The 24,586-nt window shown below is 49.5% G+C and carries 15 protein-coding genes; 4 read left to right on the plus strand and 11 right to left on the minus strand.

What is annotated here, in order from left to right; all coding sequences use genetic code 11:
• The first annotated feature begins 16 nt into the window (after window positions 1-16).
• Entirely contained in the window at window positions 17-2,479 is a 2,463-nt protein-coding gene (locus tag FGL37_RS18755) for a glycoside hydrolase family 95 protein (protein ID WP_028070883.1), read from the plus strand.
• A 76-nt stretch (window positions 2,480-2,555) separates the two neighbouring features.
• On the opposite strand, the gene FGL37_RS18760 is transcribed toward FGL37_RS18755, so the two are convergent.
• The 9 genes from FGL37_RS18760 to FGL37_RS18800 form a co-directional block, all read right to left on the minus strand.
• Complete coding sequence (locus FGL37_RS18760; protein WP_028070882.1) at window positions 2,556-5,390, minus strand: M16 family metallopeptidase; 2,835 nt, start codon at window positions 5,388-5,390, stop codon at window positions 2,556-2,558.
• Window positions 5,391-5,393: 3 nt separating this feature from the next.
• On the minus strand, window positions 5,394-6,743 hold the full coding sequence (locus FGL37_RS18765; protein ID WP_028070881.1) for a MutS-related protein: 1,350 nt from the start codon (window positions 6,741-6,743) through the stop codon (window positions 5,394-5,396).
• Window positions 6,740-8,080, minus strand: coding sequence for a MutS-related protein (locus tag FGL37_RS18770; RefSeq protein ID WP_028070880.1), 1,341 nt, complete (start codon window positions 8,078-8,080; stop codon window positions 6,740-6,742). The genes FGL37_RS18765 and FGL37_RS18770 overlap by 4 nt, the downstream gene beginning before the upstream one ends.
• Before the next feature lie 2 nt (window positions 8,081-8,082).
• Window positions 8,083-10,380, minus strand: a complete 2,298-nt coding sequence (locus FGL37_RS18775) for a Gldg family protein (protein WP_028070879.1) — start codon at window positions 10,378-10,380, stop codon at window positions 8,083-8,085.
• A 12-nt stretch (window positions 10,381-10,392) separates the two neighbouring features.
• The gene (locus tag FGL37_RS18780; RefSeq protein WP_037533832.1) at window positions 10,393-11,337 is read right to left on the minus strand and encodes an ABC transporter ATP-binding protein; all 945 of its coding nucleotides are present in this window, start codon (window positions 11,335-11,337) and stop codon (window positions 10,393-10,395) included.
• Between the two features lie 128 nt (window positions 11,338-11,465).
• Complete coding sequence (locus FGL37_RS18785) at window positions 11,466-12,845, minus strand: RagB/SusD family nutrient uptake outer membrane protein (RefSeq protein ID WP_028070877.1); 1,380 nt, start codon at window positions 12,843-12,845, stop codon at window positions 11,466-11,468.
• A gap of 14 nt (window positions 12,846-12,859) precedes the next feature.
• The gene (locus FGL37_RS18790; RefSeq protein WP_160169513.1) at window positions 12,860-16,393 is read right to left on the minus strand and encodes a SusC/RagA family TonB-linked outer membrane protein; all 3,534 of its coding nucleotides are present in this window, start codon (window positions 16,391-16,393) and stop codon (window positions 12,860-12,862) included.
• Between the two features lie 251 nt (window positions 16,394-16,644).
• Window positions 16,645-17,868, minus strand: coding sequence for a FecR family protein (locus tag FGL37_RS18795; protein ID WP_028070875.1), 1,224 nt, complete (start codon window positions 17,866-17,868; stop codon window positions 16,645-16,647).
• 87 nt (window positions 17,869-17,955) lie between these two features.
• Window positions 17,956-18,546, minus strand: coding sequence for an RNA polymerase sigma-70 factor (locus FGL37_RS18800; protein ID WP_028070874.1), 591 nt, complete (start codon window positions 18,544-18,546; stop codon window positions 17,956-17,958).
• A gap of 405 nt (window positions 18,547-18,951) precedes the next feature.
• On the opposite strand from FGL37_RS18800, the gene FGL37_RS18805 reads away from it, so the two are divergent.
• Window positions 18,952-20,829 carry a glycoside hydrolase family 2 protein gene (locus FGL37_RS18805; protein WP_081817925.1) on the plus strand — a complete coding sequence of 626 codons (1,878 nt, stop codon included), beginning with the start codon at window positions 18,952-18,954 and terminating at the stop codon, window positions 20,827-20,829.
• Window positions 20,830-20,839: 10 nt separating this feature from the next.
• Here the strand turns inward: FGL37_RS18805 and FGL37_RS18810 are convergent, their stop codons facing one another.
• On the minus strand, window positions 20,840-21,289 hold the full coding sequence (locus FGL37_RS18810; RefSeq protein WP_232048736.1) for a winged helix-turn-helix transcriptional regulator: 450 nt from the start codon (window positions 21,287-21,289) through the stop codon (window positions 20,840-20,842).
• A gap of 55 nt (window positions 21,290-21,344) precedes the next feature.
• On the opposite strand from FGL37_RS18810, the gene FGL37_RS25950 reads away from it, so the two are divergent.
• Both FGL37_RS25950 and FGL37_RS25955 read left to right on the plus strand, forming a co-directional pair.
• Window positions 21,345-21,710: a nitroreductase family protein gene (locus FGL37_RS25950; RefSeq protein ID WP_262709470.1), complete on the plus strand. Its 366-nt coding sequence runs from the start codon at window positions 21,345-21,347 to the stop codon at window positions 21,708-21,710.
• Entirely contained in the window at window positions 21,685-21,975 is a 291-nt protein-coding gene (locus FGL37_RS25955) for a nitroreductase family protein (RefSeq protein WP_262709471.1), read from the plus strand. Before FGL37_RS25950 ends, FGL37_RS25955 begins: the two co-directional genes overlap by 26 nt.
• A 93-nt stretch (window positions 21,976-22,068) precedes the next feature.
• On the opposite strand, the gene FGL37_RS18820 is transcribed toward FGL37_RS25955, so the two are convergent.
• Window positions 22,069-24,426, minus strand: a complete 2,358-nt coding sequence (locus FGL37_RS18820; RefSeq protein ID WP_028070873.1) for an ABC transporter permease — start codon at window positions 24,424-24,426, stop codon at window positions 22,069-22,071.
• Window positions 24,427-24,586: the final 160 nt, after the last annotated feature.

Genomic DNA, 24,586 nt, shown 5'->3' on the forward strand with positions numbered 1-24,586 from the left:
AAATCTATATGTTGATATGAAGATCAGATACCTTATTTTTTGTGTTGTACTGTGCTTGTCGGGGCAGCTTAGCCCAGCGCAGGAACTGAAGCTGACCTATGATAAAGCTGCGGCAAACTGGAATGAGGCGTTGCCTCTGGGCAATGGGCGCATCGGAGCCATGGTATATGGCGGGGTCTCCAGGGAAGAAATCCAGCTCAATGAGGAAACCATCTGGGCTGGGCGCCCCGGAAATAATGTGCCGAAGGGCAAGTACAACGACATCGTAAAAATTCGCCAGCTCCTGAATGAAGGGCGGAATAAAGAAGCTCAGGATCTGTCCAACAGGGCATTTCCCAGGGCTGCACCGGCGGGTCTGGATTATGGGATGCCTTACCAGACCTTTGGCAGCTTACTGATCGGGTTTCCGGAACATCTCAGCCCGCAGGGTTATCGGCGTGAGCTGGATCTGAATGATGCGGTTTCAACGGTTTCTTATGAAAGCAACGGAGTCCGGTATCACCGCGAACTATTCACCTCGCTGGCCGACAGTGTGCTGCTGATCCGTATTACAGCCGATAAAAAGAAAAGCGTCTCCATGGATCTGAGCTGGAAGACTCCCCATCAGGATGTGGTCATTGGCCAGCAGGACGGCACTCTTTTTCTTCGCGGAAAAGGGGGCAAGGTGGATGCGAAGGAAGGACAGGTGGCCTTCTATGGCTTGGTATACCCGCAGGTGAAAGGTGGACGGATCGACTATCTTGACCAGCAGGTATCCATTAAGGATGCCGACGAAGTGATTCTGTATGTCTCGATAGCGACAAACTTCAAGAATTACCGCGATCTGTCGGCTGATCCGCAGCGCAAAGCCACCCGGATATTGGAACGGGCACGAAAGGTCAGGTATGGCCGCGCGCTGAAAAGTCATGTGAAAGAATATCAGCGGTATTTCAACCGTGTAAAGCTGGATCTGGGCAGCAGTGCGCAGGCCAGCAAAACAACCGATGTACGCATCCGCGAGTTCGCCCACAGCGTTGATCCCCAGTTGGTGGCGCTTTATTTTCAGTTTGGCCGTTATCTGCTGATTTCGTCGTCGCAGCCGGGGGGACAGCCTGCCAACCTGCAGGGGATCTGGAACGATAAGCTATCGCCGCCCTGGGATAGTAAATACACGATAAATATCAATACCGAAATGAACTACTGGCCTGCGGAGGTCGCTAACCTGAGCGAAATGCACGAGCCTCTGTTCAGCATGCTGAAGGATCTGGCTGTGACGGGACAGGAGAGCGCCCGTGAAATGTACCATGCCAGAGGCTGGAATGCGCACCATAATACGGATCTATGGCGCATCACGGGTGTTGTCGATGGTGGTTTTTACGGAATGTGGCCGATGGGAGGTGCCTGGCTGAGCCAGCATATATGGCAACATTATCTATACCGTGGCGATACCGGTTTTTTGAAAGAATACTACCCTGTGCTGAAGGGTGCGGCCTTGTTTTATCTGGATGTGCTGACTAAGGATCCTTCGGGCAAATGGCTGGTGGTGAGTCCCTCAATCAGTCCGGAAAATAGTTATGAAGCAGAGGGTGTAGGCGTTTCGGCGGGTACCACGATGGACAACCAGCTGGTGTTTGATGTGTTCAGCAATTTTTTGCGCGCATCTGCGGTACTGGAGGTAGATGGGGCATTGCGTGATTCGGTGCAGCAGAGCCTGCAGCAGCTGCCACCGATGCAGGTCGGGCAGCATGGGCAGCTGCAGGAATGGCTCAGGGATCTGGACCGCACAAATGACCATCACCGGCACATATCGCATCTGTACGGCCTGTTTCCTTCGGGACAGATCTCGCCATTCCGGCATCCTGAACTCGCTCAGGCAGCCAAAAACTCACTGATCTACCGCGGGGATAAATCTACGGGATGGTCCATGGGCTGGAAGGTCAACTGGTGGGCCCGGTTACTGGACGGCAAACAGTCCTACAAACTGATCAAAGATCAGCTGAGCCCTGCCCCTGAGGAGCAGCAGGGACAAAATGGCGGTACCTATCCCAATCTGCTGGATGCGCATCCTCCGTTTCAGATTGATGGAAATTTTGGCTGTACTTCGGGTATTGCTGAAATGCTCCTGCAGTCTTATGATGGCAGTATCTATCTGCTGCCGGCGTGGCCGGATGAACTGCCCGGCGGAGAGGTCAAGGGGCTGGTCGCCAGAGGCGGATTTATCATCGATATGCGCTGGAAAGAGGGACGGCTGACGGCACTGAAGATCAAGTCTACCCTGGGCGGCAATTGCCGTCTCCGTATAAGTGATCGTACGACGCTTACCTTAAAGGGAAAAGCGCTTCAAAAAGCCAGTGGAGAGAACTCCAATCCCTTGTTTGCCGTCGATGAAATCAAGACACCATTGATAAAAACGCAGAAAGGTCTGTTGACGCTTCCGCAGACCGCAATCTACGATGTCCCTACAGCAAAAGGCAAGGTCTATGAGTTTGCGGTAAATTGATGGCGTTAACCAATAAGCAAGCCGTTTGAGAACACTCAAACGGCTTTGTGGATATAATTAAACAAACAACAGCAACTTAATCTTTTTGGGGATATAATGTAAATCTGAAGAGGTGCTCAGGCTGTAAATATTTTTGTGCGAGCTGTTTCACCTGTTCGGCGGTGATAGACCGGATCAGATCGCTTTCCTTAAAGACGCGCGACGGGTCGAGCTGGTCGACGGCGCTGCTGAGCAGGTAGGATAGCCAGAAGCCATTGTACTGAACCTGCTGACTGCTGCTCAGCAATTTTTCGGCGATGTACTTATCGATATCTTCTTGGGACGGACCGTGCTGGCGGATCAGCTCGATCTCTTCAAGGGCTGCTGCGACCAATTTGTCGACCTGTCCGGGTGCGGTGGTAAACGAGATATTCATGCCAAACCGCTTTCTCGGATTTTTGGCCAGTGACGGAGATACATTGATGGAATAAATGCCGCCTTCTTTTTCCCGCAGCCGCTCAGTCAGCTTGATGGTGAGACAACTCGAAAGGGCATCCATCAGCAGGTTGTTGTATTCGCTGTAGTCATCATAAGTACCCAGATACGCCATGGCCACCGTGGACTTTTCTTCTTTTCCTCTGTAAATGGACCGGCTGATGCCCTGTGCCGGCGGATATGCACCGTTATCCACGAATTGTTCTTTGCGTCCGAGGCCCGGGAGTGTGGCCAGATAGTGTTTGATATAAGGATCTATCAGTGCACGGTCAAAGTTGCCGACGATGACGAAGGTGAAATCTGAAGCGTCGGCAAATCGGTCCTTGTAAATCTCATATGCGCGGTCGAGATCAATCTCTTCAATTTTTTGAATGGTAGGACCGGTCTTACGTGGATCGTTGTCATAGAGCACTGCAGCAATCGAATCCGTAAAGAATGTACTGGCCTGCTGATGCCGGTTTTTCAGTGACAGTTTTGTCTTCTCGAGATTGGCTTTGTTGATGTCGCGGTCGAGTCGGGGCACTGTAAAATACGCATACAATAGTTCAAATGCGGTCTGCATATCTTCGCGGCTGGACTGCGCCTTGATACCTTCGCCGATTTCATTGATGAAGGGACTCGCCGATGCGTTTTTTCCATTGAGGTAATGAGCGAGCTGTAGTGAGTTGAAAGGACCTAATCCGCTGCTCGTGACAATATTGACCGCATTGGTTGCGGACTGAAAGTCTTTAAGTGAATAGCGTGAATAGCCTCCGGGGCTATAAGAAGTCAGCAGGATCTCGTCATTTTTTAGGGTTGTGGGCTTCAGGATCACTTTTGCACCATTGCTGAGCACAAGAGTCTGGGTGCCCACCGTTTTATTCTCCGTTTCACTGATGATGCTGCCCGGCTGTGGCAGCGCTGACAATAGCTTGTCGGCCAGTGCCGCTTCCTGATAGGCACTCACTTCCTGCTGTAGCGCGAGATTGATCCAGCCATCCAATACCGCTTCGTCGGGGATCTGTTTGAGGTCATCGTTGTAAACCAGAACCATGTCGCGGTCCCTTTGTCCTTCAAATTCTCTGCCATGGGCCAGGACATCGGAAAGGCTGATATCATCGATGGCTTTGAGGAGTACCGGCTGCAGGAAACGGAATGAAGGAGCCGGTTCATCTTTGAGGTAATGTGCCAGGATCTGGTCCATATGGGACTTGGAGTCAGTCTTGTCGTATTCTTTGAGGCTCTGGATCAGCATACTGCGATAGTCTGATTTTAAGCGGTTAATCTCAGTCGCTGTAAATCCATATGTGGCAATCTGTCGCAGCGTGTGATAGACGGCATGGATGCTGGACTGTAGACTGTCTGGCTTGGGCATGATCTGTATGCTGTTGGTCTCCAGGTTGCCCACGAGCGTACCATTGCTCAGGGAGGCCGCAAGATAAGGTGACTGTGACCGTCGTGTTTGTTCGGCCAGGCGCATATTGGTCAGTTGAATGTAGAAATCTCTGGCCAGCGAATTTTTGTAGTCTGCCAGCTGTCGTGTCTTTTGGACCTGCCGTTTATGCAGGATCTGCAAGGAGGTCTGCGTGACTTCGGGATCGGTAAATTTCAAAAACTGTTTTTTTCCAGTCAGGGCAATCGGATAGCTCCTGGACCTGGGCGCATTTTTTGGATTTTTTAGTCCAGAAAACTGGGCAATAATCTGCCTTTCCATGTCGTCGGGATCGATATCACCGACGACGATCAGTGCCTGCAGTTCAGGGCGGTACCAATCTCTGTGAAACTGCCGTATTTCGTCATGTCTGAAGCTGTTGAGTACTTCATCTGTCCCGATGGGCATGCGGTAGGCATACCGGGACCGGTTGGTCAGCAATGGAAATGTCTTTTCCTGCAGCCGCTGTGAAAGTCCTCCGCGCTGCCGTTTTTCTTCGAGAATAACACCACGCTCCTGATCGATATCATCATCTTCAAGTAATGCACCGTCTGCCCAGTCGCGCATGATCAGCAAGCCCTGCTTTAACAGTTCGGGGTCGGTGGTCGGCAGAGGCAATTGGTATACCGTCTCTTCAAATCCGGTATACGCGTTGAGATCGGCACCAAAGCGAATACCCGATTTTTGCAGATAATCAACAAGGGCATTTTTGGGAAAATGGGTAGTGCCGTTAAAGTTCATGTGCTCCAGGAAATGGGCAAGGCCCTGCTGTTTGTCTGTTTCCTGCAGCGATCCGACCTTATTGGCCAGATAAAATAATACTCTCTCCCTGGGCTCGGTATTGTGCAGGATAAAATATTGGAAGCCATTGGGAAGCTTCCCGGTCTTAATGTCCGGATTGAGCGGGATGCGGGCTTCTTGACCGTTGGCCGGCGCGGTATTTAGCTGCTGTGCATAGCTCAGCCGGGGAGCTGCCGATCCTAGAGAAAGGGTCAATAATGTAAAAAATAGGGTAGTATGTCGCATGTCTTATATGTTTTTGCTGTTTTGTTCTAATAATTCGAGTACTTTTTCTTTGTGGATGAGTACCATACCATGCTTATCGCTACTGATTCCGTTAGCTGAACGGTAGCTGTAATAAGGAACTTGTCCGCGCATCGTTGTGGGCATATAGACAAATTGTATGTTGCTGTTGTCCTGCTGCAGCTGCTCGCCCACCTCAACAATATGGGTCGAAATCAGATACTGGCAGTTGTGATGCTGCTGAAATGCGCGTGTCACCGTGAGCGTTGCTTCAAAGGCATCTTTGACGTTGGTGCCCTTGAAGAGCTCATCAAAAATGATGACCATATTTTTGCCCTGACTGACATAGGTCGCGACCTTTTTGACACGGAGTACCTCGGCGTAGTAATGGCTGTGGCCCAGATCGATGTTGTCGGCAACATTGATGGAGCTATATAACCCGTCTTTCACCGAGAAGCGCATTTTAGCTGCCGCCACGGGCAGGCCGAGATGGGCAAGGTAGATCGCGATGCCAAAGCTCTTCATATAGGTGGATTTGCCTGCCATATTGGCTCCGGTCAGAAAGATCAGGTTGTGGCTGCCCTTAAATTGCAGATCATTGCCCACGGCATCGGGGATGGCGGGGTGGTATACGTCGTGCAGTTCAATCGCCTGCTGATCTGGGGGCAGGACCTCTGCCTGTACAAAATGACGCTGGTTGGCGACCTCGGCAATGGACTGATACAGATCAATATGATAGATAGCGGAAAGACTCTGCTGAATTTCCCTGGCCCATCTGTAGCGCAGCTGATAGTCACAACGTGCAGCGAGAACAAGTGGTAATGTATCCGTATGTGAGTCAATCTGCTGCTGTAGCTGCAGCAGCAGGCTGTGTTCGCTGCGCAACCATGACTGCTCGAAGACGCTGTCCTGAAGCAGACCATCTGTATCGTGCTCCCGCAGGAGTGAAAGGTAGCTGGCGAGCTCAAGCATGATCCGGAATGTTGCGCGGATGCCTGACTCAGTATGTTTTTTTTCTTCTTTCAGCCCGAGCACGGCGAGCAGCTGCCGACGGGCAGCGCGGAGCAGGGCGACAGTCAAACCGCGGCCGGAGTAACTGTTGGTATAGCTCTGGGCGATATCGAGGTCCTCCGGACGGATTTGGAACCGGCGGGGTAGCCTCCGAAAGAAGGAAATGAGTGTGCTCCGCCGCCGGATCGCTTCGCTGTCGGCGAGGGGTTGCTCAAATAGTTTTTCCAGCAGCTGCTCCCCGCCGAAAGTCTCGGTCTTATTGTAAAGGGAAAAGATTGAGTCCCGTTTATATTTTCCGGAAATATTGAGATCTTGAAGGGTCTGTTTATCAATGATGAAGCTCATGAGTCCAGTTGTTTTTGTGAAGTTAATAGATCAATGATGCCTTCGTTTTCTATGATGATCATGCCGTGTCTGTCTGCCGAAATCCCCTGTTGCAGGTGATAGGTATAACTTGGGCGGCCCTGCTGCATGACTGTAGGCAGAAAGACAAATCTGATGTCGCCGTGCGATTGCTTCAGCTGTTCGCCGGCCTCCAGAATATGGGTCGAAAGTACAAACTGACATCTGGGGTGCTGGTATAGACGGGACACAACCTCCACGGTGCCTTCGAGGGCATCTTTGACATTGGTGCCCCGAAACATTTCATCGAAAATGACAAAGAGCTTGCGGCCTTCGGCCAGCTGCTGGGCGACTTTCTTGATGCGCAGCACTTCAGCAAAAAAGTGACTATAGCCCATCGCGATGTTGTCCGGCAGGTTGATCGAAGTAAATATGCCATCTCGTGGGCTGAACAGCAGTTTTTTGGCCGGTACCGGAAATCCTACATGGGCCAGATAAAGAGCGATTCCCAGGGATTTCATAAACGTGGATTTACCTGCCATGTTCGCTCCCGTCAGGAAAGTGATATTGTGAAGACGATCCATGGCGTGATCATTGCCTCTGGCATTGGCGACGAGCGGATGGAAAACACCTTCAAAAATGAGCTGATCCTGCTGGCTGCTGTCGACAATGGGAACCACAAATTGGCGCTCATGGGCGACCTGAGCAACGGTCCTATAGACATCAAAGGTGTATATGTCGCGCAAGATGCTCAGCAGCAGTTCTTTTTCCTCAAACCGGAGGATGTTGTCGTATTGGATGACCATTTCGCGCGACAGCCGCTGTCTGTCCTGAAGCAGCGGAATCTGCTCCAGACTACTGTCGGCAAATTTCAATACCCATTTTTTCAGTTCCTTCTGATAGCTGTCGGAGTGATCTGCAGGCGAATGTCGGATAAGATCCTTCCAGCAATGAATAATCTGGCTGCAGGCTATGATGCCCCCGACGATCTTTTTGTACTCGCTGTCGCCTCCGACGAGCTGCTGAAAGCGTTCTCTGAGCGAAAGGCTGCCTCCCTGCAGACGGCTGCGCTCGTCGGCCATATCAAGGTAAAACAGGGCCTGGTCAAACCAGCTGGACTGGAAAGGAAAGGGCATGGACTGTTCCATAAAATACCGGATCGTTGCCGTACGGTCGACGATCGACAGCGCATCGGATAGCGGGTAATTAAACCATTCTTCCAATAATTCGGCTCCACCTGATGTTGTGGTCTTGTTGAAGATGCCAAAGATGGACTCCGCACCTCTGGCTCCAAAGATCGACAGGTCGTCTCTGGTCTGCTTGTCTATAATCAATCCCATGCTTACCGTCCTCTTCTTCTGATCCAGATGACAATGCCGGTACCCAGCATGGTCAGTGGTATGATAAATTTGATGAGTATCTCAAAATAGGTCCATGTGCTTTCGCCGATGCGTAGCGTTTTGTCGATCGGATCGGGAAGTCGCATGTCGACAGGTACCTCACCGTCACTGAGCCAGGAAAACGCAGCGCTGACCAACGAGAAATTGGAGGCATTGACCTGATTGCGTTTAATAAATAGTTCGCTGTTGCTGATCCAGTCGGCATCGCCGGTGACCAGGATTTTCTGTTGCTTGGCTCCGACTTTACGGGATAGTGCCACGACTGTGGGACGAGCGCCTTCACGTTCGCCAGCACCGGGGTTTACCACCGGCTTACCGTCGATAAAATTGAGGTTTTCGAGCTCATTCCAGGTGCCGCTACTATCGGTTGCAAAGAGTACTCTGGATTGGAATGGCGAGGCTGGCGAGACGAGGATGCCCGCTGTTCCGGACATCGTGATCACCTCCTCGCGGCGGTTCATGGGCGCCAGGTAGTAGGAAAATTCCTCACCGGCTTTCGTCGGCTTTAGGGTGAGCAGATCCGGCTGAAGTGCTTCTTGCTGTTTGACCAGCACACCGGGCTCGAGGGTCAGACCCAGTGGTGCAGCGATCTGGTTGAAAATAGCCTCCTGGCTCGGCTCTCCGGCAAGCATCATATTGCGGCCACTGGCAATATAGCTATGCAGGTTGGCCAGCTCCTGTTCGCTGTATGGCTGCCGCGGCTCTGCAATGATCAGGATGTTGATATTCTCCGGAACTGGCCTCGAAAGATCGATTTCCTTAAAATCAAAGCCCTGATTGATCATGGAATAACGAAAGGTCTTTTCCTGGGTAATGGTTTTGTAGCCACGGTCCTGTGTAGAGTTGCTGTTGCGTTCGCCATGCCCTGAAACGAATCCCACAATAGGAAGTTCGTCCATGACCAGCCGCTTGATGGCTGCACTGATTTCTGATTCCAACGGCACACGCTGCATGTCGTCATAGACGCGCAGAAACGTCTTGCGGCCATTTTCACGCTCGAGGACACGGACAAATCGATAATTCTCCGTGGAGAGATCGACCTGATTCTTAATGGCAGCGTAAGGCAGGATGTCAAATTTCCACTTGTTGAACTTACGTAGGGTATCTATCCGCTGCTCGGCATTGAGCTTGGGAAACTGACGGTCGAGAATCGGGTTTTCAGTGTCGTGATAGTAGTACACGTATTCCATCTGTATCTCCGGCTTAAACCGGATATACTTTTCAAAAGAACCGACGTCGCTTTTATACGACGAAGGAAGGCCGATAAAGCTGTTGGCGTCAAGCATGTTGACATAGGTGGTGATCTTAAATCCGCCCTGTAGTTTGGCCATGATCGCCTGGCTGCTGGGGCGGAGGGTATTGCTTTTGCGGTAGGTGCTGTCATAATAAAATTTGACGAACGGCAATGTGGTCAGGTAGCCGATCAGGAATACCGCGAGGGTGATGCCGCCAAATTTGAGCAGGTTCTGGCCTGTAGCCTGTTTTTTACGTATGGCCTGCAGGCGGAAGATCGTGTAGCTGACAAACAGGATGTTGACCAGCAGAAAGTAAAGCACATCTTCACTAGTGACCATGCCGGCAATGAATGTATCCGCCCTGCCGTTGATCGCCAGCCAGTAGGTGATCTCGCGCACAAAAGGGATGTCCTGCCAGAGGCCTCTGGCGAAGTTCATCACAGCAAATACGCATAGGGTTCCTATTGCAGCTACGATATTATAACTGGTCAATGAGGACATAAAGAGGCCGACTGCTGCGTATGCAGACAAAAGCAGAAAGAGACCCAATAGGCCGGTAAGCATGGGGCCGATATCGGCATTGATCAGGGTACCCATGGTAAAGATGATCAGCAGCGATACCAGAAGCGTGAGGACGAGACCAAACAGCAGCAGCGCGATATACTTGCCCAGAATAATCTGGCTGTTGGTAACGGGAGAGGAGTATAGCAATTTGATTGAGCCGCTGCTGTATTCCCTGCTCATGATGCTCATGGTCAATAGGGGCATGTAGAGGTACAGATAGGACTGTATTTTCGGATAAATGCCCCCCCAGGCAGATGAAAATAAACTCTCTGTCGCATTGACAAGGTCAATTTTCATGGACTGCACCTGTACCATACCCGCGTAAGATCCGGCGAATAAATAGCCTATCTGGAATGTGAAGATCATCAGGATAAGCCATGCGACGGGTGAATAAAAGAGCACCTGTAGCTCTGTTTTTGCTATTTTTAATGTCGTTTTCATGATTGGATTGAGTTAAACTTTTCTTTTTTTTCGGGTCATCTCCGCAAATACGGTTTCCAGAGAGCTTTTTTCGGAATAAATCTCGATCAGGTTCCATTTTTCCTGAACGCTTCTTTCGACCAGGGCTTCGACAAGCTCTTGCGTATTGCTGGAGCGGATCCGAAATTTGATATTGCCGAGGGGCTCCATATCCACAAAGCCCGGAAGCTGTAGAAAAGCTTCTGCAGGAGGTGGCGATATCAGGCTGACAACGACGCTGTTGGGTGCTACCTGGTTGTCAAATTCTTCAAGCGATCCTGAGAAGATCATACGGCCTTCATGAATCATCCAGATATGGTCACACAGTGCCTGGACTTCCTGGAGAATATGGGTCGACAGGACTACGGTACGTTCGGCTGCAATCTCGCGGATCAGGTGACGGATGTCAAGGATCTGATTGGGATCAAGGCCATTGGTCGGCTCATCCAGTACCACAAAATCGGGTTCATGGATGATGGCCTGCGCTATGCCAACGCGTTGCTGGTATCCGCCCGACAGATTTTTGAGCAAGCGATGGCGAAAATGTGCGATGCTGCACTTGGATAGCACTCGTTCGATGGCAGCCGGAATTTGGTTCGGCTCCATGAGCCGTAGATTGGCTGTATGAATGAGGTATTCCTCTACCGTAAGTTCGGGGAGCAAGGGTGGCTGCTGCGGCAGGAAGCCGATGTGCTTTTTGGCTTCCACGGGGTTCTGGGCCATGCTGATCCCCCGGATATAAACTTCCCCGTGCGATTGATTAACCACCCCGCACATGATATTCATGGTGGTGGATTTTCCGGCTCCGTTGGCGCCCAAAAGACCATAAATGCCGTTTTTGCGTACTTCAAAATTGATGTCTCTGATGGCCCACTGGACGTTGTAACGGTGGGAAAGGTCTACCACCTGAACAATAGGACTTTCGCTTGCTGTGATCATTTTTATCTTTGATTTGGTGTGAGTGATCCCGGGCAGGGTGTCCGCTGCTGTCCGGACACCCTGCCTGCTGTCAGTCGAAGTACGTGATACTTACGGTGACAGTGGGTATGATATGTATAATGTCTTTGTTACCTCGGATTCTGAATAATTTCGGGATTGAGAACAATGTACTTGGATGCGATGGGCAACACATAGCGGTTGCTGTTGGGCTCCAAGGTGAATGACTCACCTTTATATACGCGGGTCTGCGTGCTGATAAAGCCGGGTTCGGCAGCCAAGCGCTTCTGGTCAAACCAGCGGAGACCTTTGCCCATCAGTTCTTTTCGCCGTTCGTTGATAACCCATTTGAGCACCGACTGCTGGTCACTGATCTGAAGTGGCTGGTATGCATCCGGTTCAAACCGCTTGCTGCGCAGGGTGTTCAGTATATCCAGAGCCTCCGCAAACCGCCCGGCATCGCGCGCTAAAGCTTCCGCTTTAATCAGCATCATCTCCGGAAGGGTAGGCCCGTTGGTAATTTTGGCATTAGCCGAAATAATACGGTGTTTGTTGTAGGCTTTACCCTGGAACGGTGTCCAGGTAAACACACTGCCGTCTACCGTAAATAATGTATTTCGGAGATCGCCCGGTTCGAAGAGCGCAAGCAAGGCAGGATTTAGCGAGAGGGTGGGAAATGTATTGCGCAGACTTTTGATAAAGATCTCTTCCGTATCGTCAAGTACATTGGGGTAGGTGTTGGGCGCCGCTTTGTACTGATTGAGATCGATCAGCTTGTATTGCGGTCTGGCCAGTACCAGTTCTGCGTACTGCAGTGCTTTGCCGTAATTGCGCATCTGCAGATAGACGCGGGCAAGGATGGCCTCGGCCGCCGGGCGCGACGCCAATATGTTAAAACTGGGCTGTTCAGGAAGATCGGGAATGGCCGAACTGAGGTCTTCAATAATCTGCTTGTAAACTGTTTCCACTGATTTACGGTCCAGTTTAGCATAGAGGTCGGGGCTTGTCAATAAAGGAACCCCAAGGTCTGTAGCGGCGCTTGTCTCCTGATACTGCTTAGCATACGTGTTGACCAGGTGAAAATAGTTGAGTGCGCGGTGCACCTTTGCCTGGGCCAGGATATTTTTCTTCTGTGCTTCGCTGCCCCCCTGGCTGTCCATGATCTCTGTGGCGATCTGATTGAAGAGGTAGATCTGTTTGTACTGATCGGCCCAGTCGGCATCTTCGTTGTTGTCACCTACCAGATCACTTTTCCAGCTATAGGCGTTGGCATCGGTTAACGATAAGGTATTGAGGTAGGCTTCGTCAGACCCGTAAATGTCATCGCTTGCCAGCACGGGCCAGTAGTAAGATTTCTCCACTGATGTGCTATTGTTGAGCAAACTCTGGTAGTCCTGTGTATATTTTAGCTCGCGCTTACCCACAAGGTCAATCTCCACAAACTTCCGGCAGGATACCATACCGGTGGTCATCAACGCAGCGAGGCTGAATGCAATAATTCTCTTTTTCATGTTCATCATAGTAATTAAAAACCCATATTAACGCGGAATACATAACTTGTGACCGGTGGCATGCTGCTGTAGCTGCCGTCAAACATATACTCTGGGTCTACATCGCGTCCGGTCTTTTTCCAGAAAAGCCCCAGGTTGGTTGCAGTGGCACCAATACTCAGCGATTTGATGGTCCTGTTGTTGCCCAGCATACTGGCCGGAAAGCTATAATTTAAGGAAAGCATCTGCAGGCGGATGTGGCTGGCGTCAATCACGTTGATATCTGCAAGTTCAAAGCGCTGTATACTATTGATATTGGTATGGATGACGCCGGGAATATCGGTATGGGCTTCGTCTCCGGGCTGTCGCCACCGGTCTACCAAGGCCTTGCTATTGGGCAGATATCCATCAAAGCCTGCTGTATTGCTGGGGTATTGTGTGGAGTTGACCTCCCTCCAGCGGACTTTGTGTCCAAATTTCATAGTCATACGTGCTGTAAATGTGAAATTTTTGTAGGACAGGGTGTTGGTCCAGCCGCCAAAGTAGGGAGCGCTCATGCGGCCCATATAAAGCAGGTCCGCAGGGCTAAAATCGTCTGTGGACGTTTCTGAATCCAGGATATTGCCCTGTCCATCGCGGATTTGCGATCTACCTTTGTTATCAAGGCCTGCCCAGCGGTAGGCAAAGAGCTGATCAATGGGGTAGCCCTCGATCGGTGTAGATGTCTGCTCTGGCGTCTTGAGTGTATTCGGAAAACGATCGTCGGTCACTTTATTGTCGCTGTACGAGAGATTAAGTGCACTATTCCACTGCCAGCCGGCCTTCTGCACGATCTGCCCCTGGATATTGATATCTATACCATGGCTTTTCATATTGGAGGTGTTGAAGGACAGGCTGGACCAGCCGTAGGTAGAGTTGTAGGGCACTGAAGCAACGATTCCGTAAGACCTTTTGCTGTAGTAATCGAGGTTAATGGTGAGCCTGTTGTTTATGGCGGTGAGATCAAGCCCTGTGTTGAATGTCCGTGTGGTTTCCCAGCCCAGCATCTGATTGGCCGGAATCACAATAGAGCCGGTGGGAAGCTGGGTGAAGAAATCGGTTATTGAAGCCGAATACAGGGTGAATGAAGTGCCGTCTTTTGGGACTGAGCCGCCGGTACCGATACTACCGCGCCAGCTCAGCATATTGATCCAGGGGATGGTTTTCATGAAGTTCTCTTTGTGCAGATCCCAGCGTAGCCCCGCAGACCAGAAAGGCTTTGCACGTTTGGACCGGTCTACGCCGATGATGGTAGCATCGTCAAAGCGTATGCTGCTGCTTAGAAAGTACTTCGAAAGGAGGGTGTATCCCGCATTGGCGTAATAGCTCAGATAGCGGATGCGGTCAATATTGATCGGTGCATCTTGTATATTCAGCGTTTTGCTGCCTCCATATATATCTTTATAGGGAACTGTTGGATTGATAACCGTGGACTGGTAGGTATCTTTGTCGAATCCATACCGTGTCTGCAGATAACCCATTGCCTGACTCTGACGGATTTCACTACCGGCAAATACGTCAACTTGATGAATATCGTGGAATGTTTTGGAGCCATCGAGCTGAAAACGTAGCGAATAGTCGTCCATTTTGTTGTTTGAGGTGACATATTTACCGCCTAGTGGAACTCCATATATCAGCTTTCCGTCGCTATTTATTGTGGTGCCGGTATTGATGAGGTCGCGCATCTCATAACTGTTTTTGTCGCGCAGGCTCTGCATATTGCGTAGCCCTTTCTGATAAGAACCCGATAATGTTGCGTTCAGCCAGCTATAGGCACGATAGGACAACTGCCCTGTGAAGCGGGTCAGGTTGTTGTCGTAATGATCATTGCTCTGCGTGAGTTCGTCGATGTGATTATATGACCAGGGCAGATAACCCTGGCTTTCGAAGCGCTCTTGCGCAACGGCTGGTGTGAAAGCATAATAGCGGCTGATGCGCTGCCCATTCTGATCCAGCAGCAGATTGTAGGGCGTGAGGCCATAAGTCCCGGGACTGATGGCGCGGATCGCAGCACCGTTTACATTGCTTTTCTGAATGGTATGATTGATGCCCAGAGCTACTTTAAGTCTTTGGTTAAAATAACTGTTTTCGACATTGAATGTCAACGACATATTATTGGTATTGTTTTCACGGTATATGGGCCTGTCTTTAGAATATACCGCAGAGGCATAATAACGGGCGCCCTGTACGGCTCCATTAAAAGACAGGTTGTACTGTTGATTCTGAGCCGCCTGCAGCAGTTCATTTCGGATTTGCTGTCGGTTGTCGGTCTGTGCCAGCTGGCTGAGTATGGTGTTTTGCTCAGCGAGGCTGATCTCTCCCCGTTTGGCACGGAACATGGTCATGATGGCGTCGGATCTGTTGGGGGCCCGCCAGCCTGAAGTCGGATCGTAGTAGAAGTTGTTGTCAAACATTTCTTTTTCGAAATCGATATATTCAGCGGCGTTCATAGTGCGCAGATCGTGCAGGCTGGGCGGGGCGGAGGTCCCGAAAATCGAAGAGAAATGGATACTGTTTTTGCCCATTTTACCAGCTTTCGTTTCGATTACAATAACCCCATTGGCTGCCCTGGATCCCCAGATCGAAGCCGCTGCTGCATCCTTCAGGACAGTGATGCTGGCGATGTCATCGGGATTGAAATTGTTGAGTATGCCCGCGCTGCTGCCCGTGGCCGAAAGGCGATTGCCAGAGCCCGTTGGATTGGCAGTCAGCTGTTGTTCCATGGCCGGAAAGCCGTCGATGACAATCAGCGGCGTACTTGTCGAACCTGAAAACGTATTGGGTGAACGCACCAGGATATTATGGGTTTTGGTGTCAAACTGAACGCCCGGTATCTGCCCCTCGAGCCGCTCCATTAAGCTCAACGCGGGACTTTGCTGAATTTTCTTTTCATCGATGACCACAAGCGAGCCTGTGGTTTTGCCCGGATCAAGTTTCTGGTAACCGGTGTTGGCCATGACGGATACCTCATCTAAAGCCGCGATCTGCGGTTTGAGGACAAATAAGGGGCCTAGGTTGCTGGCTGCGGTGCCGCTGAGGTCGATCTGACGCAGTTCGTATCCCAGATAGCTGATTTCAAGAACAGCATTGCTGGGCACATTGGCCAGGACGAATACTCCTTTGCTGTTGGTCAGTGTCTGATTATGGGTGCCTTTTATACGGACAGTAGCACCCGCAAGTGGCTTCTGTTGCGTATCCGTCACGATACCATTGATTGTCCGTTGTTGTTGGCTGTCCGTCACGATGATCGTGTTGTTGCGGACGATAAAGCCTAACGGCTGTCCCTGAAAACAGAGTCCGAGCACTTCCGAAAGCTCCAGATCGTTTAAGCTAATGGTTAAAGGTGAGAACGATCTGTTGTGTTCGGGACGGATCACGTAATCGTATCCGGTCTGCGACCGCACTTGTTGAAGAATTTCTTCTAAGCTGGCTCGCTTGACATTTAGGTTAATTTTGTTTTGGCCGTGCAGGGCTGTGGCGGTTTGTAAAAACAAAACCAAAAACAAAATGCAGAATAATTGAAATCGCATAAGCAATTTGATTATAAAATTGGAAAAGACAGGCGGTCTGTGGATCGGTTGATTTACCTTATACTTTTCGTTAGCAAAAAAATATTGATACATTTGTTTGTTGATTTTTGGACATACATGTCCCTCTTGACAAGGAGACATGTCATGCAGTTCATAATTTTCGTAATAAATGCTAGGCGTGAATTCAAAAAATCAATTCTAGGGGCGGTGCAACGCCTCTAGATTTTTTGAAACCACAGGTGTTTGGTTTGTTAGGGTATGACCATCAGCCTCCTTTCTTTTTCGTTGTTGCGGATATCAAATTTGATTCCTGTAGTGGTTTCCAGTATTTCCAGTACTTGTTGTAAAGTCTTCTTTCGGGATATGGTACTGATATAACGCTGCTGTCCGACGGGGCCGAGGTATTCTACTTCAATATTGTACCAACGGGATATCTGGTCCATGATCTCTTGGACGGAGGCAGAATCAAAGTAAAAATCGCCGTTTTTCCAGGAGAGATCTTTGGAAAGATCGACTTCCAGAAGTTCGAATTCTTTGCCGGTCTGTACAATTTTCTGGCCGGGCTTGAGAATTATCGGTGCCGGATTGGCCGGATTGTTCAACGCGATAGAGCCTTCCTCCAGGGTAAAGCTATTCTGTTTGTCTTCCTTATAGGCCTTAACGTTGAATTTGGTGCCCAGAACCTGCACTGCATTTTGGCCTGCATGGACGATAAATTCCTGTTTGATCATCCGGCCACCAGAGCTGATCTGACGCTTGCTGACCTCGAAATAGCCTTCACCTTCCAGCGTCACTTCGCGTGTGCTGCCCGTAAACTGTATCGGAAAGATCAGCTTGCTGTCTGCATTAAGCGTTACCCGTGTACCATCTGCCAGCACGATCTTGTAAGTATATCCTTTGGGAACGATGAGCGTGTTGCTCAACATCGCCCGGGAGGCATTCTTTGACCCGTCTGTCTGGTAAACGAGCTGGTCGGTGTCACTCCAGTCGATGAGGATATCGTGATCCTTGCGACTGGAAGACCCATTACTGCGATTTAGTGCAATCTGTTCCCCATTTGACAACTGTAAGACTGCACCGCTGCTCGCTGGGTGTATGGCTGCTGTATGCTCGCGGGCGGTTGATGATTGTTTGTCAGCTGTGGTTTGGATCGAACTGTCCTGATATTTAGATGTGGGCTTTTGCTCAACAGACAGGTAGTATGAAGCGAATCCGATAATGGCTATGGAGGCTGCCGCGGCAATCCATTTTCGCCATGCAGTATGGGATTGTTTCGGAGAACGTATGTGAGTATGGATGCGGGTCCAGCTGTCTGCAATATCTGCCTGCAGCTCCGGCGTACTCAGATCGAAGTCTGGAAGCTGTTCAGCATGAGCGATGTACCAGTCTTCGATAAAAGCTGCCTCACTATCGGTACATTGGCCCTTGGTGTATCTTTTCAGTAGGTCGTTATCTATGTTTAACGGTTCTCTCACGTTTTTTGCGTTGTTGTTTTGCTGTATAACAGTTAAGTGCGGCGCAGGTCCCGGATGAAAGTGAAATTTTTTTAAAAAATCTGACCGTTAGGGCCTGTCTGGAAAAAATGCAAGAATAAATAAGAGCAGAGGCAGCTTGTTGCGCAATAATTTTAGCGCGTTTGAAATCTGATTTTTTACGGTTTTTTCACTGATGCCAAGTTTTTCGGCAATCTCCCTGTGGCTCAAATAATGGGTACGGCTCAACTGAAATATTTCACGCATCTTTTCAGGAAGATTCTCAATTTCTCTTTCAATGATCGCCTGCAGCTGTTTTTCGCGGATTGCATGGTCTGTGTCCGAAACATAGCTGACGGCGAAGGATGACATGCTATCCAGGTATCTGTCCACTACTTTGCTATGAGAAATATGATTAATTAATTCATTTTTCACGACCTGATACAGATAGGAAGATAGCTTGATATCCGCTGGCAGCTTGCCGCGGATATCCCAGATTTTAACGAAGACTTTTTGCAGGATGTCTTTTGTTTCCTCACGGTCGCGGATAAATCTATTGGCATGAATGTACAAAGGAACACTGTAACGCTTGTAAATGACAGAGAAAGCTCTCTCGTCATCCCGGCGAATCAGATCGACCAGAATCCCGTCGGATAGTGTGGCGTATTCGCTGTCCTGCATACTTATTTAGGTGTGTTTTTCAAAGGCGAACTATGTGAAATCAGGCATTTTTTTACCAAAGTTCATCATTTAATCACACAAATATAACTTTTTCGTAAAATAACTGTCCAATTTTTACGAAAATTCCACTACCGGTAGGACGGGAAGATCATGTGGGATACAGTTTTCATAAGCTTAATGTGGCTAAGGCTGCCTGTTTGGGTATCGCGGCTGAATTTGTAATATTATTGTTCATTTATGCCCTGTAAAAGTTTTAAATGACATCTTTGTACTAGTAAACCCGATACCATGAGCATGATTGACGCGAAGTAGTGACGAGAAGATACTTTTGGTCAATTTAATAAATCAATTTAGCACGCTTATGAGCGGTACAAACAAGCGTATAAACAAACCAAACCTGATAGAATGATGACAAGCACCAACTTTCGTTTCTGGGCGATCTTAATGGCATTGCTGGTGACAGCGCATGCACGGACTCAATCCTTAGCGGACTTTACGCTGCCCACACCGTGGACACAGGAGGCGCTGACGGCAAATACACCATTGCCCGAATATCCGCGGCCGCAGATGAAGCGCAGGGAATGGCAAAATCTCAATGGCCTCTGGGACTATATGGGCGGCAGGTTACAGCAGGATCCGCGGACAGCCACCATGGCTCCGGATTTTCCTGCCAGAACGGAAAAGATACGGGTACCCTTTGCCCCTGAGGCGGAGCTGTCAGGCATAGCCCGCGGCGGCGAGCAGTTTCTGTGGTATAGGCGTAATATCGTGATTCCGCCGACATGGAAAGGCAGCCGTATCTTATTGCATTTTGGTGCTGTGGACCAGTACGCTGTTATTTTTGTCAACGGCAAAAAGGCCGGGGACCATAAGGGTGGATATCATGCCTTTAGTGTGGACATTTCGGACTTCCTAAAGCCTGGCGACAACAGTTTGGTGGTGGGGGCCTATGATGCTAACGATGGCAAGACACCTTCGGGCAAAAATGGTGATAAGGGCGACTACACCTTCAGTTCGGGCATATGGCAGACCGTGTGGATGGAGCCAGTACGAAAAGAGCATATTACTCAATTAAAGCTGATTCCTGATCTAAAGAATAGCCGGTTGCAGATAACCGCATTGACCACTGGAGAACGGCTAAACGTGGTGGCTACGGCACATGATGGTATAACGCAGGTCGGCAGGGCAGAAGGTGTGGACAACGCCTCATTTTTTCTACCTGTCCGCAATCCGCATCTGTGGACTCCGGATGACCCTTTTTTATATGATCTGAAGATACAACTGCAAGATAAACAAGGACGTATCGTGGACCAGATAGAGTCTTACTTCGCTATGCGTTCCATCAGCATTGGCAAGGTAGACGGTGTTAACAGGACGCTGTTAAATGGCAAGTTTCAGTTTCAGATCGGCGTGCTGGACCAGGGTTACTGGCCGGACGGGATCTTTACAGCGCCGACGGAGCAGGCGCTGCTGTACGATATTCAGCTGGCCAAAAGGGCAGGTTTCAACGTGATCCGCAAGCATATCAAAGTCGAACCGATGCGCTGGTACTATCATTGCGACCGCCTCGGGATGATGGTATGGCAGGATATGCCCAACTTGTGGTATCCCGATGATAACGATTCGGTAGCTGTGCGCCAGGAGTTCAGGAATGAGCTCAAACAGATGATGGACCAGCTGATCAGTGTGCCTTCGATTGTCACCTGGGTGCCTTTTAATGAGAATTGGGGTGCCTTTGAGGTGCCTGATATCACCAACTGGACCAAAGCGTATGATCCTACACGGCTCGTGAACGGCAATTCAGGGTTCAACTATGCACCGGGCTACCGACCGGCGCAAGGTGATCCCGGCAACGGCGACTTTGTGGATATGCACCACTACGGAAAGATGGAGGACAACGCATTTCCGCGCCCCGACGAGAAGCGGGCAGCTTCCCTGGGTGAATTTGGCGGAAAGGGACTATTTGTGCGCAACCATATGTGGCCGGTGCCTAATAATGCCTACGAAATATTGATTAACAAGGAAACATTGACGGATACATACATTTACCTGCTTAACGAGATCGAACAGCGGATGATATACAGAGGCTTAAGTAGCGCTATCTATACCCAGACTTCAGATGTGGAGCATGAGATCAACGGTTTGGTCACCTACGACCGGCAGGTGGAAAAGCTCGACCTGGACAAAGTGAGGTGGATCAATAGGGAAGTTATCAAAAGCGGAGGAAATATCGGCAAAAAGAAAAACATAAGTTCGATATCAAGAGTGTATCCCGTAGAATAAATCCCTAATACTATCGCTGTGGCTCGCTGATGATATAATTGCGGTGGGACTTGCCCCATTCGGCCAGTATACCAATAATCGCTTTGGTGGACTCGCCATAGGGAGTAAGTGCATAAGTCACTGTCAGTGGAGCTGTACCGCTCACGGTCCTGGTCAGCAGACGGTTGGTTTCCATTTCCTTGAGCTCACGGCTGAGCACCTTGCCCGAGATGCCGTTGATGTCACGTAACAGGTCTGAATAACGTTTGGGGCCGAAGAGTAGGGCGGCAATAATATAAATTTTCCATTTGCCCCCCAGGACATACATCGCATCATGCACACCCATAATGGCTTTCTTGCATTCGTGTGCCGGCAAGGCGCAGTCATGCGTAACTGCTGTGACCGCTTCGCTCAAGCTTGTTTCTTCTGTTGTTGTGATTTCTTCCATGGTTACCTCGTTGTCACTATTACTTTTTGTCACCTGATGACAAAAGTAAACAATTATTCGCGAATTTTGCAGCATAAAGAAATTATCTATGAACACGATCAAACATCTTGAATGGCGTTATGCCACAAAAAAATTCGGTAAGCAAAAGGTTGCTGCCGAAGACTTAAATAAGATTCTGGAAGCCGTCAATCTTTCGGCTTCATCCGCGGGTTTACAGCCGTATCGCGTCATCGTGGTGGAGAATGAACAGCTTCGCGAGCAGCTGGGCGAAGGTTCATTCAATGTACAGATAGCGCAGTCCTCCCATTTATTGGTTTTTGCTGCTTACGAGAAAGTCACCGAACAGCAGATCGATGACTATATGGCACGTATCGCCCGTGAACGTGGCGTCCCGGTAGGAGGCGTTGGCCGACTTCAAGGCTGCCTTAGTGGGCGGTATATTGTCCAGGCCTGAAGAAGATAACTTTAACTGGGCCGCCCGACAGGCGTATATCGCTTTAGGTACTGCTTTAGTAGCTGCTGCAGAACTAAAAATAGACTCCACTCCGATGGAAGGATTTGATTCAACGAAATTCGACGCATTACTGCAGCTGCGGGAGCAGGGGCTGCGGTCGGTTGTCATATTAGCTTTGGGATACCGAGATGCCGAGAATGACCACTTTGCCCAGCTCAAGAAGGTGCGGCTTGATCTCGCTGAATTTGTTACTTTTGTCAATTAAGCCTGCGGCAGAAAGGCGGGCTGTCTGAGTTGATTATTTAGGAGGAGCGCTTGATAGTTTAAATAGTCGGATGTCAAGCGCTCCTCCCTTATTTTATTCGTCGCGGAGACTCTTGACAGGGTTGGTCAGGGCAGCTTTGATCGATTGATAGCTGACAGTTAGCAATGTCAGGGCAACAGCACCTGCCCCGGCAATCACGAAAATATCCCAGCTGATACGAATGCGATACGTGTAGGTGCTTAGCATCTGGTCAGCGATATAATAAGCAATCGGAAATGCGATCAGGCAGGATAGCAGTACCAGCAGCACAAAATCTCTGGACAGCATCGTAGTGATCGAACTGACCGAAGCTCCCAGGACTTTGCGCACGCCAATTTCCTTGGTCCTGTTTTCAGCCATGTACGCGGTCAGGCCATAAAGGCCAAGGCAGGAAATAAAAATCGTCAGCAGCGCAAAAAGACTGGAAAGCTTGCCCAATTGTTCAAAATCTTTGAATTTTTCGGCATATTTGGCGTCGACAAAGACATATTCGAAAGGATAGTCGGGATTATATTCTTTAAAAATTTTCTCCAAGCTGGCAAGCGCGTCGCGTGTTTCTAGTCGATCGTTCAATCGAATGTTGGTCACACTGGTGCCTGAAGCGGCACCCTGGATCACCAGCGGGGTGACCGGATTAAATGGGGATTCCTGCACAAAGTCTTTGATGACACCGATGATATGCCAGGAGATGCCATCGACAATGGTCTTGCCGATCGGATTGTCAAAATGGAAAACCTTGGCTGCGGATTCGTTGATGATCATGGCGCTAGAGTCTGTCGGGAATTTGCTGAGATCGAAATCGCGGCCGGCGATCAGCTGCAGTCCAGCAGTGCCGACCAAGTTGTCATCGACCCCGATCCGGGCAAACATGGTATTGTCATATTCGGGTTTGCCGGCCCATTGCATCGGGTTGTTGCTCCAGTTTTCGGTCAGTGGAGAGGAGGTTCTCGAGACATGAGACGCCACGCCGGAGGACAGTAGCGCATTTTTTATCAGCCTGCTGTTTTTACGGATATTTCCCTGGTCCATGACGTTGATCAGTCGGTCCTTGTTGTACCCCACTTCTCTATCCTGTGCGTATTTTATCTGTTTCTGAATGGATATGGTCGTAATGATCAGGATGATGGCGATGCAGAACTGGGAGATGACCAGCATTTTTCTGGCGCTCAACTTGCTCTGCATGTGCAGCAGTTTTCCCTTTAGCACTTTTACCGGTCTGAATGAAGACAAATAAAAGGCTGGATAACTGCCGGATAGTATTCCGGTCAATAGGATAAATCCGATAAATGCGCACCAGAAGGTCATATCACTGAAAGGGATCTGCAGTTGCCTGGATACCAGGTTGCTGTAGTGCGGCAGGGCAAGCAGGACGATCAGGATGGCCAAAAGGCCTGAAATCGCTGCAATTAAGATAGATTCGGTTAAGAATTGTCCGATCAATAATTGCTTACTGGCTCCGATTACTTTGCGTACACCTACCTCTTTGGCACGTCTTTCACTCTGGGCGGTACTCAGGTTCATGAAATTGATGCAGGCGATGATCAATATGAAACAGGCGATGGCGATAAAGGTACGTACCATTCCGATCCGCGGTGTGGTAGGTTTTCCCATATTGGTAAACTTGCTGTATAGCCACTTATTGCCCACAGGCTGAATAAAATTCTCGGCTTTGGTTTCCGTATGTTTCTGAAGGAAGCCTTTAATCTGCTTTTCAAACTGGCTGATATTGGTGTTTTTATCCAGTTCGATATAGGTCTGGACGGAATTGTTGCCCCAATAGTTGTCCGAATAGCCGATTTGCTCCATAAGCGTCCAGGGAACCAGATAACTTATGCCTTTCATAAAGGAATTGTCCGGGATATCTTCTATGATTGCGGCCACCGTTGCGATTGCAGTGCTATCCAGTTTAACCGTTTGATGGATGGCTTCACCTGCTCCAAATAGGCGCTTGGCAAGAGTTCTGGTGAGCACAATTTGATTGGGGCTTTTCAGTGCTTCGGTGGCATTTCCAGCGAGCACCTTGTAATCAAACATCTTGAGAAAGCTACTGTCCACAAATGCGCCCTGTTCCCTTGCGAGCTTGATCTCACCTTTGGTCAGCAGAAAACCAGTGCCAGAGTTGACCCTGCTGATATTTCTGATTTCGGAAAAGTCAGTTTTTAACGCTGCCGCCATGGGCTTGGGGGTATAAAAATGCTGCACCGTTTCGCTGCCCCAAACATCTTTTAGCCCAACGGCATAAATCTGTCCGGCCTTTGTATAAAAGCGGTCAAAGGCAAATTCGCTCTTCACCCATAGCATAATCATTATCGAAGCCGCCATCCCAATGGCCAGCCCGACAATATTGATGGCGGTAAAGCCTTTGTTGTTCTTTAAGTTCCGGAATGCAATTTTAATATAGTTTTTAAGCATGGTAGTCGGATTTATGAAATCCAACCAATTCGTTTGCCAATAATTTAATTTATTGATATTGTGTTGTTTATGTATTTTGTGCGCTGCGAAAATGTTCGATCCCGAACGTTTTTTGTACGAAAGCGAACATTTTAACAGCGTTTAGTGGCTGGCCTGACAC

The organism is Sphingobacterium thalpophilum, assembly GCF_901482695.1.
Classification (GTDB): domain Bacteria; phylum Bacteroidota; class Bacteroidia; order Sphingobacteriales; family Sphingobacteriaceae; genus Sphingobacterium; species Sphingobacterium thalpophilum.

Bases quoted from the DNA above. Each gene is read 5' to 3' on its own strand.
- FGL37_RS18760 (WP_028070882.1), bottom strand. From the start codon at position 5,390: ATGCGACATACTACCCTATTTTTTACATTATTGACCCTTTCTCTAGGA.
- FGL37_RS18790 (WP_160169513.1), bottom strand. From the start codon at position 16,393: ATGCGATTTCAATTATTCTGCATTTTGTTTTTGGTTTTGTTTTTACAA.
- FGL37_RS18805 (WP_081817925.1), top strand. From the start codon at position 18,952: ATGATGACAAGCACCAACTTTCGTTTCTGGGCGATCTTAATGGCATTG.
- FGL37_RS18765 (WP_028070881.1), bottom strand. From the start codon at position 6,743: ATGAGCTTCATCATTGATAAACAGACCCTTCAAGATCTCAATATTTCC.
- FGL37_RS18755 (WP_028070883.1), top strand. From the start codon at position 17: ATGAAGATCAGATACCTTATTTTTTGTGTTGTACTGTGCTTGTCGGGG.
- FGL37_RS18770 (WP_028070880.1), bottom strand. From the start codon at position 8,080: ATGGGATTGATTATAGACAAGCAGACCAGAGACGACCTGTCGATCTTT.
- FGL37_RS18800 (WP_028070874.1), bottom strand. From the start codon at position 18,546: ATGCAGGACAGCGAATACGCCACACTATCCGACGGGATTCTGGTCGAT.
- FGL37_RS18820 (WP_028070873.1), bottom strand. From the start codon at position 24,426: ATGCTTAAAAACTATATTAAAATTGCATTCCGGAACTTAAAGAACAAC.
- FGL37_RS18780 (WP_037533832.1), bottom strand. From the start codon at position 11,337: ATGATCACAGCAAGCGAAAGTCCTATTGTTCAGGTGGTAGACCTTTCC.
- FGL37_RS25950 (WP_262709470.1), top strand. From the start codon at position 21,345: ATGAACACGATCAAACATCTTGAATGGCGTTATGCCACAAAAAAATTC.
- FGL37_RS18775 (WP_028070879.1), bottom strand. From the start codon at position 10,380: ATGAAAACGACATTAAAAATAGCAAAAACAGAGCTACAGGTGCTCTTT.
- FGL37_RS18785 (WP_028070877.1), bottom strand. From the start codon at position 12,845: ATGAAAAAGAGAATTATTGCATTCAGCCTCGCTGCGTTGATGACCACC.